Source organism: Pseudomonas sp. S9, from assembly GCF_000222125.1.
GTDB lineage: Bacteria > Pseudomonadota > Gammaproteobacteria > Pseudomonadales > Pseudomonadaceae > Aquipseudomonas > Aquipseudomonas segetis.
Genome location: NZ_AFFX01000001.1, coordinates 428,766 through 445,585 on the forward strand (window position 1 = coordinate 428,766; position 16,820 = coordinate 445,585).

General features: G+C 55.2%; 15 protein-coding genes. 11 read left to right on the forward strand and 4 right to left on the reverse strand.

The window, feature by feature from the left end; genetic code table 11:
• The first annotated feature begins 241 nt into the window (after positions 1 to 241).
• Entirely contained in the window at positions 242 to 1,261 is a 1,020-nt protein-coding gene (gene sohB, locus PSES9_RS0101970) for a protease SohB (RefSeq protein WP_010483471.1), read from the forward strand.
• Between the two features lie 68 nt (positions 1,262 to 1,329).
• Positions 1,330 to 2,319 (forward strand): YhdH/YhfP family quinone oxidoreductase, encoded by a 990-nt coding sequence (locus PSES9_RS0101975; protein ID WP_010483473.1) that lies wholly within the window; start codon positions 1,330 to 1,332, stop codon positions 2,317 to 2,319.
• A gap of 69 nt (positions 2,320 to 2,388) precedes the next feature.
• Here the strand turns inward: PSES9_RS0101975 and qhpR are convergent, their stop codons facing one another.
• Positions 2,389 to 3,432 (reverse strand): AraC-like transcriptional regulator QhpR, encoded by a 1,044-nt coding sequence (gene qhpR / locus PSES9_RS0101980; RefSeq protein ID WP_010483476.1) that lies wholly within the window; start codon positions 3,430 to 3,432, stop codon positions 2,389 to 2,391.
• 418 nt (positions 3,433 to 3,850) lie between these two features.
• Between qhpR and PSES9_RS0101985 the strand changes: the two genes are divergently transcribed.
• Positions 3,851 to 6,118 carry a tetratricopeptide repeat protein gene (locus tag PSES9_RS0101985; RefSeq protein WP_138942998.1) on the forward strand — a complete coding sequence of 756 codons (2,268 nt, stop codon included), beginning with the start codon at positions 3,851 to 3,853 and terminating at the stop codon, positions 6,116 to 6,118.
• A 62-nt stretch (positions 6,119 to 6,180) separates the two neighbouring features.
• On the opposite strand, the gene PSES9_RS0101990 is transcribed toward PSES9_RS0101985, so the two are convergent.
• On the reverse strand, positions 6,181 to 6,609 hold the full coding sequence (locus PSES9_RS0101990; protein WP_010483480.1) for a group II truncated hemoglobin: 429 nt from the start codon (positions 6,607 to 6,609) through the stop codon (positions 6,181 to 6,183).
• 112 nt (positions 6,610 to 6,721) lie between these two features.
• Between PSES9_RS0101990 and PSES9_RS0101995 the strand changes: the two genes are divergently transcribed.
• Complete coding sequence (locus tag PSES9_RS0101995; protein WP_010483482.1) at positions 6,722 to 6,904, forward strand: PLDc N-terminal domain-containing protein; 183 nt, start codon at positions 6,722 to 6,724, stop codon at positions 6,902 to 6,904.
• Here the strand turns inward: PSES9_RS0101995 and PSES9_RS0102000 are convergent.
• Complete coding sequence (locus PSES9_RS0102000) at positions 6,899 to 7,396, reverse strand: methylated-DNA--[protein]-cysteine S-methyltransferase (RefSeq protein ID WP_029529322.1); 498 nt, start codon at positions 7,394 to 7,396, stop codon at positions 6,899 to 6,901. The two genes, PSES9_RS0101995 and PSES9_RS0102000, sit on opposite strands and share 6 nt — an antisense overlap.
• A 2-nt stretch (positions 7,397 to 7,398) precedes the next feature.
• The gene (locus tag PSES9_RS0102005) at positions 7,399 to 8,286 is read right to left on the reverse strand and encodes a DNA-3-methyladenine glycosylase family protein (RefSeq protein WP_010483486.1); all 888 of its coding nucleotides are present in this window, start codon (positions 8,284 to 8,286) and stop codon (positions 7,399 to 7,401) included.
• A 231-nt stretch (positions 8,287 to 8,517) separates the two neighbouring features.
• Between PSES9_RS0102005 and speE the strand changes: the two genes are divergently transcribed.
• The 7 genes from speE (at position 8,518) to PSES9_RS22905 (ending at position 16,758) form a co-directional block, all read left to right on the forward strand.
• Complete coding sequence (gene speE / locus PSES9_RS0102010) at positions 8,518 to 9,387, forward strand: polyamine aminopropyltransferase (protein ID WP_010483489.1); 870 nt, start codon at positions 8,518 to 8,520, stop codon at positions 9,385 to 9,387.
• Between the two features lie 330 nt (positions 9,388 to 9,717).
• The gene (locus tag PSES9_RS0102015) at positions 9,718 to 11,799 is read left to right on the forward strand and encodes an LTA synthase family protein (RefSeq protein ID WP_029529324.1); all 2,082 of its coding nucleotides are present in this window, start codon (positions 9,718 to 9,720) and stop codon (positions 11,797 to 11,799) included.
• 257 nt (positions 11,800 to 12,056) lie between these two features.
• Positions 12,057 to 13,739: a flavin-containing monooxygenase gene (locus tag PSES9_RS0102020; protein ID WP_010483494.1), complete on the forward strand. Its 1,683-nt coding sequence runs from the start codon at positions 12,057 to 12,059 to the stop codon at positions 13,737 to 13,739.
• Between the two features lie 24 nt (positions 13,740 to 13,763).
• Entirely contained in the window at positions 13,764 to 14,450 is a 687-nt protein-coding gene (locus PSES9_RS25135; protein ID WP_029529325.1) for an alpha/beta hydrolase, read from the forward strand.
• The gene (locus PSES9_RS0102030) at positions 14,447 to 15,211 is read left to right on the forward strand and encodes an SDR family oxidoreductase (RefSeq protein ID WP_010483498.1); all 765 of its coding nucleotides are present in this window, start codon (positions 14,447 to 14,449) and stop codon (positions 15,209 to 15,211) included. The genes PSES9_RS25135 and PSES9_RS0102030 overlap by 4 nt, the downstream gene beginning before the upstream one ends.
• Before the next feature lie 348 nt (positions 15,212 to 15,559).
• Entirely contained in the window at positions 15,560 to 15,907 is a 348-nt protein-coding gene (locus PSES9_RS0102035; RefSeq protein WP_010483500.1) for a ribonuclease E inhibitor RraB, read from the forward strand.
• 116 nt (positions 15,908 to 16,023) lie between these two features.
• Positions 16,024 to 16,758 carry a type 1 glutamine amidotransferase gene (locus PSES9_RS22905; RefSeq protein WP_051120902.1) on the forward strand — a complete coding sequence of 245 codons (735 nt, stop codon included), beginning with the start codon at positions 16,024 to 16,026 and terminating at the stop codon, positions 16,756 to 16,758.
• Positions 16,759 to 16,820: the final 62 nt, after the last annotated feature.

The following is a 16,820-nucleotide window of genomic DNA, read 5'->3' on the forward strand; positions in this document are numbered from 1 at the left end:
GCTGGATAATCGAGCTATTCAGCAGCTATCGCCTTGTAATAGCTGATGCGCTGCATTGGGCCTAGTACCTGAGCCTTGCTGTATGAGTTGGCATTTGTCGCTGTTATTAGGTTTGGCCCTCTTGCTAGGCGTTACCGGGGGAGATCGGTATGCTTGGTCGATCTGCCGCCTAGCAGCCTCCGGCACGGTGTTCGGAAGCGCGGTGTGCGTTGTAGTGTTGGACATATCTTGAGGGGATGACGTGGATTTTCTTGCTGATTACGCAGGTTTCTTGGCCAAAACAGTCACTTTGGTGGTGGCGATCCTGGTGGTGCTGGTGGCCATCGGTGCCGCGCGCAGCAAGGGCCGGCGTGCGCCTGGGCACCTGCAGATCAAAAAGCTCAATGACTTCTACAAGCAACTGCGCCATGGCCTTGAAGAGGCTGTGTTGACCAAGGACCAGCTCAAGCAGCGGCATAAGGCCGAGAGCAAGGCGGCCAAACTGGAGAAGAAATCGCCAAGCAGCAAGCCTCGGGTATTCGTGCTGGATTTCGACGGCGATATCAAGGCCTCCGCAACCGAGAACCTGCGTCACGAAATCACAGCCTTGTTGAGTATTGCCACTGCCCAGGACGAGGTTGTACTGCGTCTGGAAAGTGGCGGTGGTATGGTTCACAGCTACGGGCTGGCTTCCTCGCAGTTGGTGCGCATCCGTGATGCGGGTGTGCCCTTGACCGTCTGCATCGACAAGGTTGCTGCCAGTGGTGGTTATATGATGGCGTGCATTGGCGAGAAGATCATTTCTGCCCCATTTGCGCTTCTTGGTTCTATTGGCGTGGTCGCACAGTTACCCAATGTGCACCGCCTGCTGAAAAAGCATGAAATCGATTTTGAGGTACTCACCGCCGGTGAATACAAGCGCACCCTGACGGTCTTTGGTGAAAATACCGATAAGGGGCGGGAGAAGTTCCAGGACGATCTGGAAACTACGCACGAGCTGTTCAAAGGCTTTGTTTCACGTTATCGGCCGCAGCTTGATATTGATGCCATTGCCACTGGCGAGGTCTGGCTGGGCATGGCCGCCCAGGAAAAAATGCTGGTCGATGAGTTGAAGACCAGCGATGAGTACCTTGCCAGCCGGGCCAAGCAAGCCGAGTTGTTCCATCTGCATTTTTCGCAGAAGAAAAGCCTGCAGGAGCGTGTCGGGATTGGTGCCAGCATCGCCCTCGACAAGTTTGTTTTGAACTGGCTAAGCCGTCTCACTCAGCAGCGTTTCTGGTAAGCCTTGGACCTGCGCCAAAACAGCTGACGCTTGATTGATAACCCATGGATAGTTTCTGGAGAGTTGTGATGACTAAGTTCAATGCGTTGATTGCGCGGGAGAAGTCCGATGGTCAATTTGAGCAAGTGGTTGTTCAGCGCGACATAACCGACTTGCCGGCGGGTGATCTGTTGATTCGCGTCAAGTACTCCTCCGTCAACTTCAAGGATGCATTGTCCGCCAGCGGAAGCAAGGCGGTGACCAAGCATTTCCCGCACACCCCTGGCATCGATGCAGCCGGGGTCGTGGAGCACTCCGGCGTCAGTGACTTCAAGGCCGGCGATGAAGTGATCGTCACCGGTTATGACCTCGGCATGAACACTGCGGGTGGTTTGGCTCAATACATTCGCATTCCTGCAACCTGGGCGGTCAAGCGTCCGCAAGGCCTGAGCCTGCGCGAGTCCATGGTCCTGGGAACTGCTGGCCTCACGGCTGCGCTGTGCATTGATAAGTTGCAGTCGGTAGGCACCAACCCTGAGTCCGGACCTATCCTGGTTACCGGTGCCACGGGTGGCGTCGGCACTGTTGCAGTGTCGCTGTTGACCAAGCTTGGCTATAGCGTGACAGCTTCCACTGGCAAGGCTTGGCAGAGTGATTTTCTCAAAGCTCTCGGGGCCAGCGAGGTGGTATTGCGCAGCGAGCTTCAGCAAGGCGAAGAGCGACCGATGCTCAAGGCGCAGTGGGGCGGAGCCGTCGATACGGTTGGCGGTGCGATCCTGTGCAACCTGGTCAAGTCACTACGCTACGGTGCGAGTGTGGCCGCATGCGGCTTGACGGCGGGTGTCGACATGAATGGCACCGTGCTGCCGTTTATTCTACGTGGGGTCAATTTGCTTGGCGTTGACTCGGTGGAGTTGCCGCTGGCGGTGAAAACAGCGGTCTGGAACAAGCTGGCGAATGAGTGGAAGCTCGATACCCTGGACAACCTGGTGACAGAGATCAGCCTTGAGCAAGTGCCTGAAGCCTTGGCAAAGCTGCTTGAAGGCCAGATGGTCGGGCGCGTAGTGGTGGCCTTGTAGTTCAGTCGCCCAGGCCAGGCATTGGTATCGGCTGTGCTTCAAGCACAGCCGTTTGATGAAGAGCGAGCATTATTGACGCTTTGAGGTTACTCGAAGGCGTTTGATCGAACGTTGGTGGGTGTTTTGTTTTTTCCATTGGCGAGGGCTTATGCCCGTCCAGCGTTGAAAGGCGCGTGAAAATGCGCTCAATTCCGAATAGCCCAGTAGTTCGGCAAGCTGGGTCAGGCTGATTGAAGAGTCACGCAGGTAGCGCGTTGCCAAAGATTGTCGCGTTTGGTCGAGCAAGTCCTGGAATGAGGTTTGTTCTTCGGCCAGATAGCGCTGCAAGGTTCTGCTGCTAAGCATCATATAGTCAGCAACCTGTTCGATCGTGACACGGCCATTGGGCAGGAAATTACGCAGCAGTTGCTGCACGTAGCTGGGCAGTTCATTGATTTGCAGCTCATCCAGGCTGTCCAAGTGCTTTTGCAGGACCTTATGCAACTCCTCATCGGCAGAGCTCAAGGGCGTCTCCAGCAGCTTTGCGTCAAACAACCAGGCGTTGTAGGGGCTGTTGAACTGAGGCGTCACATCCCAGGCGCGCCGGTAGCTGTTCAGGTTGGCGAGCGCTGCATGCTGCAACAGCACCCCTTGTGGTCGCCAGCGCGTGCCAAGCAGGGTACGCATCAGTTGAGCACCCACTGAAATGGCAAGTTCAGCCGCCTGGGGCAGGCCCAGTAAGTTCTGTTCTTCTGTGTGATAGCAGAGCAATACATGGTTGCCTTGAACTTCGATACGAACTTCGGCGGCGCCCATGTGCAGGTGGAAGTAATTGCCAAGGTCACGCAGTGCATCGCCAACATTGCGTGCATTGCGGATTAAGTAAATCAGCGGCCCAAATACACTGATACCCTGGTGCAGGCCATAGTGCAGGCCGAACAAGGCGTCATTGCTTCTTTGCGCGCTGATGTTCAGCAAGTTGACAAACTTGCGGTATGAAATCATCGATTCCTGGCTTTCGAGGACATCGGCGGGCAGCTTGGCTTCAGCGAGAAGCGCGCCGGGATCCAGCCCCTTGCTGAGGGCGAACTCGTGGTAACCCGATAACACAGAGGCGCGTGCAAAGTCAGTCATACCTTGGCCATTTATTGTTTTATCTGGTGGTCAGGCAAAAAGTTGCTAAACCCTATTCTCTGGCTTTGCTTGGGCAATTTCCTGGCCAGGTGCAGAACCATTGAGCAAAATGAAGTGCCTATAGTTCACGCCGCGAGTTCACACCGCGTATTGCGGTATCGCACGGCCTTGGCCAGCTGCTTTCAAGCGAATTGAGGTGGCGCTAATAGTCTAGTTGTTGTCATTTAATGTCAAGTTTTAGGTTGATTTACAGGGCGCAGAACTCCATGCGCAAAATGTTGCTGAGTAAAGCTTGCAAACGCAATGAAGTGACTATTCAATCGGCGACAGGACGCACTGATGATTCAATGGGTTAGCTCCCCAGCATAATAAGGATTAGGTTTTGTTTTACGCTCGCACTTTGCTGATTGGTTTGCTGATGGTCGCGCTGGGAAATACCCCCTTGTTGGCAAATGAGTCACCCGCTCCGGCTATGGCTCAACATTCCGAAGGCTATGCAGCAGAGGGTGCATGCGATGCTTGCCACACTCAGCAGGTCAACGACTGGAAAGGCTCCGACCATGATTGGGCGATGCGCAAGGCCACGGCAGAGAGTGTCCTGGGTAATTTCAATAACGCGACCTTTAAAGATGGCGACGTAAAGGCGCGATTCTTTAAGCGCGACAACAAGTACTTCGTCAATATCGAAGGTGAAGACGGCAAGCTCAAGGATTTCGAGATTGCCTACACCTTTGGTCACGATCCCTTGCAGCAGTATCTGGTCGAGCTTGATCGCGGCCGCTTGCAAAGCCTGACTATCGCTTGGGATGCCCGCTCCAAGGCTGCGGGTGGCCAGCGGTGGTTTTTTTTTTATCCAGGGCAGAAGTTCACGCCTGATGACGGGCTGCATTGGACGGGCCGTTATCAAAACTGGAATGCGATGTGCGCAGATTGCCATTCAAGCAACCTGCAAAAAAACTACGACGACAAAACCGACTCGTTCGCGACCACCTGGCATGAGCAGAATGTGGGCTGCCAAAGCTGCCATGGTCCGGGACAAGCGCACGTCGATTGGGCAGGCAAGCTCAAAGCGCAGTCCCCTACAGAGCAAAGCTACAGCTCGGCTGCGGATATCGGATTGTCGGTCGACTTCAAAAAACTGGGCAGCCACGGCCTGGTCGAGCAATGTGCACGCTGCCACAGTCGTCGCCAGTCATTGGATGTGGGGCCGGCTCCTGGGGAGCCGCTGTTGAACGCCATGTTGCCGTCGACCTTGCGTCCGGATCTTTATCATGCCGATGGCCAGATTGACGGCGAGGTCTATGTCTATGGCTCATTCACCCAAAGCAAAATGTTTGCGGCCGGGGTGACATGCACGGATTGCCACAACCCCCACAGCAACAAGGTCAAGATTGAAGGCAATGGCCTGTGCCTGCAGTGCCATACCGAAACTCCGCCAGAGCGCTTTCCAAGCCTGCGGGCGAAAAACTACGATACCCCTGAGCACCATCATCACCCGGTTGGTTCAGAAGGCGCTCAGTGTGTTAACTGCCACATGCCGAGCAAGACCTACATGGTGGTCGACCCCCGGCGTGACCACAGCTTCCGTATTCCACGCCCCGACCTGGATGAGGTTACCGGCAGTCCGGATGCTTGCACGGCATGTCATACCGATCAAAAGCCGAAGTGGGCCGCTGATGCGATCAAGGGTTGGTTTGGTAAACCTGCGTTACCCACCCATTATGGTGAAGCCTTCCAGGCTGTGCGCCAGGGCCATCCGGATTCGATTAGCCAACTGGCTGGCTTGATTGCCGACATGGGCAAACCTGAAATCGTGCGGGCAACGGCAGCTGATCAGCTTTCGAACCTGGGCGCGCCAGCTGTCTCGGCACTGGAGCCTGCTCTCAAGGATGACAGTGCCTGGGTGCGCGCCAGTGCAGCTTCAGGCTTTGTCGGCTTGGCCCCTGTCGATCGGGTCAAGCATCTGTTGCCGCTCATGGATGACCCGCACTTGGCCGTCAGAGATGAAGCCGTGCGCGCCCTGGCCGGTATTCCACTGATCGCACTGCCCAAGGATCGCCGCGAAGACTTCCAGGCTGCGTTGAAAGATTATGAAAAACGCTTGCGCGGCAATGCCGATCTGCCAAGCAATCGCCTTAACCTTGCAGTGCTGATGGAGCGCCAGGGACGTGTACTTGAGGCGCTTGAACAGTACCGTGAAGCATTGAAGCTTGATCCTTACTTCTCGCCAGCGCGGGTTAACCTGGTGACATTGGCGAATAACAACCTGCGCCAGGACGAGGCGATCAAGGCGCTGCGCGAAGGCCTGGCGCTGCCTGATATGCCCAAGGGGGATCACGGCAACCTGGCCTATATGTTCGCCTTGTTGCTGGTCGAGTCAGGCAAGCCGGAGGAGGGCTTGAAGTGGATGAGTACTGCCGCCGAGGAGCTGCCTGATAATCCGCGAGTCCTGTACAACCAGGGGTTGCTCTACATGAAGCTCCAGCAACCTGAACAGGCGGTCAAAGCACTGGAGGCGAGCAATGCGCGAAACCCCAATGATGCGGATGTGCTCTACGCATTGCTGTTTTTGAATGCCACGTCGGGCAATCGTGAAAAAGCTGCTGAATACTTCCAGCGCATGCAGCAGGTTGCACCGAACGACCCACGCTTGCAGCAACTGCAGAAGCAGGGCGGTCCACGCTAGGGCAACTTGCAGGCTTGCTCAAATGGCAAGCCTGCAAGCGAACGGCTGTTTATGGATGACGCCTAGGATTGCGCGGCTCGGCGGTTGGCGCTGGCTTGGACCACCCGTTCAGCCGGAACCCGCAATTGTCGCAAGAGATACTCCGCGAAGGGGGCAGGGTAGCCTTGTCGTTCTATGGCAAGCTTCATGCAGTGCAGCCAGGCTTCGCTGTGAGCCTGGTCGATTGGCCACTTGGCATGGAATGCCGGGATTGAGATCGAGCCGTATTTTTCGCTATACAGCCTGGGCCCGCCCAACCAGCCGCTTAGAAAGCATGCGAGCTTGTCGCGCGCCATATCCAGGCTGGCAGGATGCATTGCCCGCACCTCTCCAGCTTGTGGCTCGCTGTCCAGCAGCAGGTAAAAGTCATCGACCAGTCTACGTATACCTTCAATACCACCGGCGGCCTGGTAAGAGGCATCGGCGTTGCCGTATTGGTTTGCTGTGGTCATGGCAATGAATGTCCTGGTTTCAGCGTTGTGCAGCCTCTGGCGCGGTTGTTTGCGATTAGAGGCCAATTGCAGTCTATGCTCAGAGCATTAGCCTAAATCAGGGAGCCGGCACATGGGATCTAAAATTTTTGGACTGATAATTCTGGCCCTGGATATCTGGGCAATCATCAATATCGTCAAGAGTAATACCGATACTGGCAAGAAGATATTGTGGGTCATCCTGGTGCTGTTATTGCCAGTTGTTGGCTTGATTATCTGGGCGATCATGGGGCCGCGAGGCAACGTCAAGCTATAAGGACAGCAGCGCCTGCTCGGGGAATGAGGCACCTTCCAGGGCGAGCAACTGCGCCTTGCGCTGCAGGCCGCCAGCATAGCCGGTGAGGCTGCCGTCGCGACCTATGACGCGGTGGCAGGGAATGATCACCGAAATCGGGTTGGCACCGTTCGCCGTGCCCACCGCGCGCACGGCCTTGGGCTTGCCAATCTGTTCGGCGAGCCGGCTGTAAAAGCTGGTTTGGCCGTAGGGAATAGCTTGCAGGGCTTTCCACACACTTTGCTGAAAAACCGTGCCTTGGGGCGCCAGGCGCAGGTCGAAGCGTCGGCGTCGTCCGGCAAAGTATGCATCCAGTTGCAGGCACACATCATCGAACTGCCTGGCTGCAAATTGCCAGTCTTCACCGATGTTCCATGGATGCCGCGGTACATCCATCAATAGTTGTTGAAGGCCTTTGTCGTCGCCACTGAGAAACAAGCGGCCAATTGGGCTGTCGTGGTATCGGTAGACCACCGTCATAACTCCGAATAGTTTTGGCACAGATAGGCCGCTGCATAGGCTCGCCAGGGTCGCCATGCCCGGGCATGGGCCTGCAACTGCCGGGCGCTGATACCTTGCTCTCCCCAGATTGGAGCCTTGAGCAGGCCCAGGTCGCTGGCAGGAAATGCATCGGGTTCGCCGAACGCACGCAAGGCAATATATTCCGCGGTCCACGGGCCAATGCCGGGCAGGGCGCAGAGCTTTTCGACCAAGGCGAGGTAACCCTGCTGCATACTCAGGTTCAATTCTCCGCTTGCTATCTGCCCAGCAAAATATTGCAGCGTCTGGACACGTTTGCCGGGCATGCCGATACCTTCAAGGTTCGCCTCGGCGATGGCGCGGGGCGATGGGAACAGTCGCTCAATACCTTGTGGATTGCTACCGCTCAGGGGTTCGCCCAGGCGGCTGACCAATCGGCCGGTCACGGTGACGGCGGCCTTTACCGTAACCTGTTGGCCCACGATTGTGCGCACCGCTTGTTCAAACGGATCGAAGGCAATGGGCAGGCGCAGCCCAGGCATTCGCTCGACCAACTGAGCAACATGCGGGTCGCTGCTGAAGTGTCGGGCGATTGCCAGCGGGTCGGCATCCAGGTCAAACATGCGTCGAACGCGCAGGGTTAATTCGTCGATGCAGCCAAGCGCCGATGGGCTAACGCTGAGCTTGAGGGCATTTTGCTGCGTCAGCGGCTCGATCTTGAACCAGCCGCAGTGAGCGCCGAGTTGGAAACTGCGCGTATAGCTGTTATCGCTCAGGTGTTCGACCCCCGTGAGCTTGCGCAGAGCAAAATGTGCATGGAACTGTTGCCAGTTCCATGGCGGGTTGTAAGTCAGCAACACGGCTGAGTCGTTGATGGTTTGCATTACCTGACAATACCTTTGTGGGGTTGTTTTGTCAGGGGCTAAACGCAATCGAGGTTCGACCTGTCATAAGGCGCAACGTAGAATAGCGACCTTGATCTGTTTGACCGCTACCATGGCCGGTAATCGCGCAGGCTGAGGCCACTAACGCGATATCGGTTTTCGTTGATTTTTCTCGACATCCGCCGCAGTTACGGATGTCAGTCATGTTCTGAGTTTGCCAGGAGCACGCCCTTGTCCGATTATCAAGAAACCCTTTACCCAGGCTACGGCCAGCGCTTTGCAATGGATAAACTGCTGCACGAGGTTCGCACTGAACATCAGCATTTGGTGATCTTTGAAAATGCCCGCATGGGCCGGGTAATGGCACTTGATGGCGTGATTCAGACCACTGAAGCTGATGAGTTCATCTACCACGAAATGCTCACCCATGTTCCTATCCTCGCCCATGGCCTGGCCAAGCGGGTCTTGATCATCGGTGGCGGTGATGGCGGCATGCTGCGTGAAGTGTGCAAGCACGATACGGTCGAGCACATCACCATGGTTGAAATCGATGGCACCGTGGTCGATATGTGCAAGGAGTTCCTGCCCAATCACTCCAGCGGCGCCTATGACGACCCACGGTTAAACCTGGTCATTGATGATGGCATGCGCTTTGTTGCCACCACCGAAGAAAAATTCGACGTGATCATTTCCGACTCGACTGACCCCATAGGTCCGGGCGAAGTGCTGTTTTCTGAAAACTTCTACCAGGCCTGTCGCCGTTGCTTGAACGATGGCGGCATCCTGGTTACACAAAACGGCACGCCCTTTATGCAACTGTCGGAAGTGCAAACCACAGCAGGGCGCATGAATGGCTTGTTCAGCGACTGGCATTTCTACATGGCGGCGGTGCCGACCTATATCGGCGGCAGCATGACGTTTGCCTGGGGCAGTACTGATCCTTCGTACCGAAAGGTTTCGCTGGAGACCTTGTGCGCGCGCTTCTCCGGTAGTGGCATTGTGACTCGCTATTACAATCCGGCGATTCACATCGGCGCCTTCGCCTTGCCGCAGTACGTGTTGCAGGCGATCAACAAGCCCAGCAATGACTGTATTGAGTAACTTCCAAGCAATACAAAGGGCCTGCCAAGGCCCTTTTTTGTGGGTCAATGCCAAGCAGAAACAAATTGTGCCAGCGCTGCGGTTAGAAATGCAGGGCAAAAAACGGAATTTTCACACTTGCAGCCAGTGGCTTGATTTATTCTCAGCACCGCCCAGAGGCGCTGCGCAGGACGTTCTAGCGCCTGTGGCAAGAGTCAGTGTTTAACCAGGTTGAATCTATTCACAGGTTTTGTGCCCCGCTTGGGCTGGCGCACCTGTTACCGCGCAGCCTGCATGAAACCAAGGTGCTGACGTCAGTTATCAATGTTTGCTTAACGGATTTGGAACTACATGACTACCAAGGTTAACAAGACAGCCGGGGCACCTGCTGCGGAGGGCTTCACGCCGACGATTAGAAGTCACTTGGGCTTCACAGCTCTTTGTGCCGTGGCGCTATTGGTTATCTATGCGTTATTGCGCGTGGCGCTGCTGGTCTATAACCGCGAATTGATTGACGATGCGCCGGTTTCCAGTTTCATCGAAGCGTTTTACAATGGTTTGCGTTTCGATCTTCGCCTGGTTGTATATGCCTGTGCGCCCTTGCTGTTGTCACTGCTCAGCGTTAAAGCCATGGCTGCCCGTGGATTTCATCGTGTCTGGTTGACCTTCTTCGCCAGTGTGACCTTGTTCCTGGGGATTACCGAACTGGATTTCTACCGGGAGTTTCACCAGCGCTTGAACAGCCTGGTTTTCCAGTACTTCCAGGAAGACACCAAGACCGTCATGAGCATGATCTGGAACGGCTTTCCAGTCGCGCGCTACTTGATCGCCTGGGCGGTTGCGACCTGGCTGCTGGCCAAGCTGTTTAAAGCATTGGACCTGCTCAGCCGGCCGAAAACATCGACCCGCAGCGATGCATCGGCTCCAGCCTGGTATCTTCGCGGTTCGGTATTTGTTGTCTGCTTGCTGATTGCAGTTGTTGCCGCTCGTGGCCACCTGCGCCAGGGCCCGCCATTGCGTTGGGGCGATGCCTATACCACTGAATCGATGTTCGCTAACCAACTTGGCCTCAATGGCACGCTGACCTTGACGTCTGCTGCAATGGCCAGCTTCTCTTCGCATCGCGACAACGCATGGAAATCAACCATGCCGGATGAGGAAGCGTTGGCAACAGTGCGCAAAATGCTACTGACCCCGCATGACAAGCTGGTCGATGCCGATACCGCGGCAATCCGCCGTGACTTCACCCCGCCAGTGGAGAACACCCTGCCAGTCAAAAACGTGGTGGTCATCCTTTTGGAAAGCTTTGCTGGCCACTTTGTCGGCGCGCTTGGTGCACCAGGCAACATCACGCCCTATTTTGACAAATTGGCAGAGGAGGGCGTGCTGTTCGATCGCTTCTTCTCCAATGGCACCCATACCCATCAGGGCATGTTTGCGACCATGGCCTGTTTCCCTAACCTGCCAAGTTTTGAATACCTGATGCGCACACCGGAAGGCGCGCACCAGTTTTCAGGGTTGCCACAGTTGCTCAGTGCCCGCGGCTATGACGATCTCTATGTCTACAACGGTAATTTCCAGTGGGACAATCAGTCGGGGTTCTTCAGCAATCAGGGCATGAAGAATTTTATCGGTCGTGAAGACTTTGTTGATCCTGTCTATATGGACCCGACCTGGGGCGTTTCGGACCAGGACATGTTTGACCGTGGTGCCGCTGAACTGGAGCAAAGGTTTTCCGGTAAGGACAAGCCGTTCTATGCCTTGCTGCAAAGCCTGTCCAACCACACGCCTTATGCCTTGCCCGAAGACTTGCCGGTTGAGCCTGTCACCGGTCACGGTTCTGCCGACCAACACCTGACCGCCATGCGCTATTCCGATTGGGCATTGGGTCAGTTCTTCGAAAAGGCGAAGAAGTCCAAGTACTACAAGGACACCCTGTTTGTAGTCGTTGGCGACCATGGTTGGGGCAGTGACGTGCAACTGACCGAAATGGACCTGTTCCGCTTCAATGTTCCCTTGCTCCTGATTGCACCCGGCATCCAGGAGAAATTTGGCAAGGTCAATCACAATGTGGGCACGCAGGTTGATGTTGTGCCCACTATCATGGGCCGTCTCGGTGGCAAGGTGCGGCATCAATGCTGGGGGCGCGACCTGTTGAATTTGCCAGAAGGGGACCAGGGCATGGGTGTGATCAAGCCTTCGGGCGGTGAGCAGACCGTCGCAATAGTCACCCCTCAACGCATACTGATTCAGCCAAAGGGCTTTGAGCCTCGCCTCTATGAATACCAGTTGGGTGCCAAGCCGAGTGCGACCCGCCTGCATACTGATATAGACCCAATGCTGCAGAAGGATCTTGAAGCCTTTATCCAAACCGCAACCAAGAGTTTGCTTGATAACAGTGCCGGGGTAAAAGACAGCCTCAACCAGAAGTAAGCCACATGGGTTGAGCCGAAAGCCGCACACTGAATGTGCGGCTTTTTTTTGCCTGGCTGCCACTGGCCTTGGGTATTTTAGTGACCCGGCTGTAAGAATAGTTGTAGAGGTTTACTGCCTGTCAGTGCGGCATATCGGCCATTCGACAGGACATATTTTATTTGCGGGCACAATCCGCAGCCCGGTTATGCCATAAGTCCCGAGGTGGGAGATAAACCGCATTTCGCGAGACATGTCAGCATTCTGGGCTTCTAAAAATGAATAAAAAACCCGAAACATGTACGGACGTACGCGTATTAATAATCGGTAGCGGCTTCGCCGGTCTTGGGCTTGCCATACAGTTGCAAAAAGCAGGCATCGACAAGTTCTTGATCCTGGAGAAGGCCGATGACGTAGGTGGTACCTGGCGTGACAACAGCTATCCAGGCGCGGCCTGTGATGTGCCGTCGCACCTCTACTCGTACTCGTTCGAACCCAAGTTGGACTGGACCCGTAAATTTGCTCCGCAAGCCGAGATCCACAGCTATATTCGCCATTGCACAGACAAGTATCAGTTGCGGCGCAATATTCGTTTCAACAGTGAGGTCGCTGGCGCCGTTTATGAAGAACAAAACTCGGGGTGGCGAGTTAGCCTGGTCAGTGGCGAGCAGTTTTTTGCACAAGTACTGGTCAGTGCCTGCGGCCAGTTGAATCAACCTGCATACCCTTCGATACCAGGGCGTGACAGCTTTACAGGCGAGGTTTTTCACTCGGCTCGCTGGCGCCATGACATCGATTTGGCAGGCAAGCGCGTCGCGGTTGTAGGTACCGGGGCCTCAGCCATTCAGTTTGTGCCACAGATCCAGCCAAAAGTGGCTCGCCTGACACTGTTTCAGCGCTCCGCGGCCTATGTGATCAGCAAGCCTGATCGCGCCTACCGGCCTTGGGAGTTGGCGGTGATGGGGCGTTTTGGCTGGCTGCAGAAAGTGGATCGTTGTCTCAAATATATCCAGCATGAAGCACGTGCGCTGGCATTTGTATCATATCCGGCCCTGCTCAAAACCATGAGGTTTCGCTTTGAGCATGCGCTCGCCCGTAACATCACCAACCAACAATTGCGCAAGCAGTTGGAGCCTGATTACCCCATGGGCTGCAAGCGCATTCTGATCAGCAACGATTACTACCCGGCGCTCGCCCAGGCCAATGTCGAGGTTGTCACCCAGGGGATCAAGGAAATCGCTGGCGATAAGGTTATTAGCGAAGACGGCGTGGCTTACCCCTGTGATGTGCTGATTTACGGCACAGGCTTCACTGCTACCGATTTCCTGGCTCCGATGAAAATAACCGGGCGCGATGGCCTGGACCTGAATCAGGCGTGGGCAGAGGGCGCCGAAGCCTATAAAGGCATCAGTGTCAGTGGTTTTCCGAACCTGTTTCTGCTGTACGGACCCAATACCAACCTGGGGCATAACTCGATCATTTATATGCTCGAGAGCCAGTTTCGCTATGTGCTCGGCTGTATTGCAGCCCTGGACCGCTTCAACCTGACGGCGCTGGATGTGAAGCCGCTTGTGCAGCGTCGATTCAATAGCAAGGTGCAAAGCGCTATCCACCGTACGGTGTGGGATCAGGGGTGCACCAGCTGGTATCAGACTGCTTCTGGCAAGAACACCAATAACTGGCCGGGCTATACCTTCAGTTATCGATTTATTACACGGGCCCCGGACCTGCAGGATTATCACGTCACCCCTGAGCGCTTCACCCCACCAAGCGATGCCCAGCCTGTGTTGCGCTCGGTCTTGCGTGGCGTGTTGCGGCTGTTGTTTCGCAGCATCGTCAGGCCACCTGTACCTGTTGCACTGCAACGCGGGCTGGTGACAGCGCTGACGATGGTGCACCTGGTTGAAACCGACGGCAGTCGCACCAAAGGCCAGATCGCTGGGCGTTCATGTGAGTGGTAAAAGCCAAGCCAGGAAAGTGACTGCATCATTCTATATTTGCACGGCGGTGCGTACCTCATCGGTGGCGCCCATACGCACCGGGCTATCTGTAAAACATTGATGAGCACCGCACAGGTTCAACTCTGCGCATTGAATTACCGGTTAGCGCCGGAGCATCCGTTTCCGGCTGCCCGTGATGATGCTGTGGCTGCGTACCAAGCGTTGCTCGAGCAGGGTTTTGCGCCCAGTAAAATCGTTATTGCGGGCGATTCAGCAGGCGCAAACCTGGCCCTGGTCACCGCTTTGCGTCTGCGCGATCTTGGGATTGCTTTGCCCAGCGCCCTGGTTTGCTTGTCGCCTCTGACGGACTTCAGCCTTGCCCAGTTGCATAAGCCAGAAGGGGGCGACCCGATGCTCAGTCATGCATGGCTGGAGCAATCAAGACGTGATTTTCTGCCCAGCCAGATAGACCCGCAGGACCCGTCTGTCTCTCCAGTCTTTGCTGATTTAACTGGCTTGCCACCGATATTGATTCAGGTGGCGGAGCAAGAGCTGTTACTCAATGACAGCTTGCGTTTTGAGCAGCGCGCCAAGCAGGCTGGCTTGGATGTACGGCTAGAGTTTTACCCAGGCGTCTGGCATGTATTTCAAGCCCATGCTGGCTTACTCAAGGTATCCGACTACGCACTTGCGCAGGTTGTCAGTTTCATACGCGAAAAGGGGCTTTCATGAACAATAATATCCTGATCACAGGTGCCGCTTCGGGTATTGGCGCGGCTACTGCGCGGTTGTTCCATGCGCGCGGATGGCAGGTTGGCTTGCTGGATATCAATACCGAAGCGCTGGCCGATCTGGCTACCGAACTCGGTGGTTGCTGGTATCGCCAACTGGATGTTACCGATATTGCCGAGGTCAAGGCCTCACTGGCTGAGTTTTGCGCAAAAAATGATGGCCAGCTCCAATTGTTGTTCAACTGTGCAGGCATATTGCGATTTGGCTATTTCGAAGAAATCGAACATGCCGAGCATGTCCGCATCATGCAGATAAATGTATTGGGTGTTTGTAACATGACCCACGCCGCATTCCCTTACCTGAAGGCAGCACGCACTGGGCAAGTGATCAACATGGGGTCGGCATCCGGGCTTTATGGTGTGCCAGAAATGGCAACCTATTCGGCCTCGAAGTTTGCCATTCGTGGTTTTACCGAGGCATTGGAGCTGGAGTGGGCTCGTCATGGGATCAAGGTAGCAGACCTGATGCCTCCCTTTGTGAATACCCCAATGGTCAGCAGTCAGCAGCATGTGCCGGCAAGCTTGTTGCGCATGGGGGTTAACCTGCAGGCCAGCGAAATAGCCGATGCAGTTTGGCGGCAAGTCGATAGCCATGCTGTACATCAACCGATCAGCCTGCAATTTAAGTTGATGTACTGGGCAGGTCAGGTTTCGCCGGCATGGCTCACGCGTTTGAGTATGCGCTGGTTGAGCCGTCGATAGGGCGCCTGCATCATAGGCCCGAGCGTTAAGCTGCGTGCTCGGGCTGCAATGGAAATGTCACAAGCTATAAGCAAAGCATGCACAATTTTTTTTACGGCGCTATTCTGCATACAGACGCGTGCAGATAAAACATCATCAGTGGTGTGTAACGGAAGGAGGACCATTGCACTCAATAACGCAGCGTCTTCAGGTTTTGGTCTCATGCCAAGCCTATGACACATCAGTCAGGACCTAGTTTGCACTTTGTTGATACTCGGGCGACACGCTATTAGGTGTCGCGACACCGCTGAAGTCCAAGCGGTTGCAATGGAAGAGCAGCATCCAACCATCGCCTGAGGAGTTCGTATCATGAGCATAGTCATGCAAGATGATGTCAGCAGCAATGTCCTAAAGCGCATGAAAGAAGGTGGTTTTGATTTCGCGCGCTTTCATCCCATCGAGTTCTACGCCATTTTTCCCGACGAGGAACGGGCTCGCATGGCGGCTACAAATTTTCGTGGTGAATCGCTCAATGCCCAAGTCACACCCCGTGAAGATGGTGCCTGGCATTTACAGGTCAGCAAGGTAATGTTCGCGACCTACTACGGCATTGGTGATTTTGAGCAGGATCTGGGCTCCGTGGTTCACCCCTTGGGTGGGAAACTTGAGGGTTGGGGCGTAACCCAAGAGCGCAAGGACCTGTTGCCGGTCGGTTGACCCAGGCAATGCATGCCGGCCAACAGCTGTCGGCTGGCGTGCACCTCAAGCATCTTTTCGCGATACCTGTCGACCTCCGACGCGCTTATGCGCGAGACTGGCACAACGGAGGCCATATGACTGATATTCTGATTATTACCCACATCGACTACTGCACGCCGGGCCATCTGGCAAAGGTGCTTGATGACGCTCAGCTGTCGTTCACCGAGTTGCGGGCAGACCTTAACCAGCTGGAAGGCTACGACCTGGACAGGCCCAAGGCCGTGGCCATCATGGGTGGGCCAATGAGCGTCAATGACCCATTGCCTTGGCTGCAGGTTGAAATCAACGCGCTGAAGCACTTTATCAGCCGTGATATTCCGCTGCTTGGCCACTGCCTGGGCGGCCAGTTGCTGGCTAAGGCTCTAGGTGCGCAAGTCAGCAAGATGGCTTATACCGAAAGTGGCTGGCAAGCCATGGACATCGTTGCAGGTGCTGAGCAAAGCCCGTGGCTGGCACACCTTCCTGACGACTTTGATATTTTCCAGTGGCACGGCGATACCTTTGCTCTGCCTGAAGGAGCCCAGCCGCTGTTGTCTAATCGCTGGTGCGCTAACCAGGCGTTTTCTTGGGGCGATAAGATCCTGGCATTGCAGGGGCATCCAGAAATGACCGCAGAACTGGTCCGCCAATGGTTGCATGACTGGTCGCATTTGCTCGATGCCAGCCAGCCCAGCCAGCAGTCGTGCGAAGTCATGCTGGACAAGCTTGATGACAAGGTTGGGGCATTGAACCAGGTTGCCGAGGGCTTCTATCGCCACTGGTTGAGCCAAGCGCCCGAACTTTACGCTCGGCTGAACGGTCTGAGTTAAAGAGCTGAAGCTGTCTATATTTAAATAAGTAGGGGAGATAAAGAATAAATTGAAGATGCTTC

What these genes read in the sequence shown, in the direction of transcription:
- PSES9_RS0101975 (WP_010483473.1), top strand. Translation starts at nt 1,330, where the DNA reads ATGACTAAGTTCAATGCGTTGATTGCGCGGGAGAAGTCCGATGGTCAA.
- PSES9_RS0102035 (WP_010483500.1), top strand. Translation starts at nt 15,560, where the DNA reads ATGAGCATAGTCATGCAAGATGATGTCAGCAGCAATGTCCTAAAGCGC.
- qhpR (WP_010483476.1), bottom strand. Translation starts at nt 3,432, where the DNA reads ATGACTGACTTTGCACGCGCCTCTGTGTTATCGGGTTACCACGAGTTC.
- PSES9_RS0102015 (WP_029529324.1), top strand. Translation starts at nt 9,718, where the DNA reads ATGACTACCAAGGTTAACAAGACAGCCGGGGCACCTGCTGCGGAGGGC.
- PSES9_RS0101995 (WP_010483482.1), top strand. Translation starts at nt 6,722, where the DNA reads ATGGGATCTAAAATTTTTGGACTGATAATTCTGGCCCTGGATATCTGG.
- PSES9_RS0101990 (WP_010483480.1), bottom strand. Translation starts at nt 6,609, where the DNA reads ATGACCACAGCAAACCAATACGGCAACGCCGATGCCTCTTACCAGGCC.
- PSES9_RS0102005 (WP_010483486.1), bottom strand. Translation starts at nt 8,286, where the DNA reads ATGCAAACCATCAACGACTCAGCCGTGTTGCTGACTTACAACCCGCCA.
- PSES9_RS0102030 (WP_010483498.1), top strand. Translation starts at nt 14,447, where the DNA reads ATGAACAATAATATCCTGATCACAGGTGCCGCTTCGGGTATTGGCGCG.
- PSES9_RS22905 (WP_051120902.1), top strand. Translation starts at nt 16,024, where the DNA reads ATGACTGATATTCTGATTATTACCCACATCGACTACTGCACGCCGGGC.
- PSES9_RS0101985 (WP_138942998.1), top strand. Translation starts at nt 3,851, where the DNA reads ATGGTCGCGCTGGGAAATACCCCCTTGTTGGCAAATGAGTCACCCGCT.
- PSES9_RS0102020 (WP_010483494.1), top strand. Translation starts at nt 12,057, where the DNA reads ATGAATAAAAAACCCGAAACATGTACGGACGTACGCGTATTAATAATC.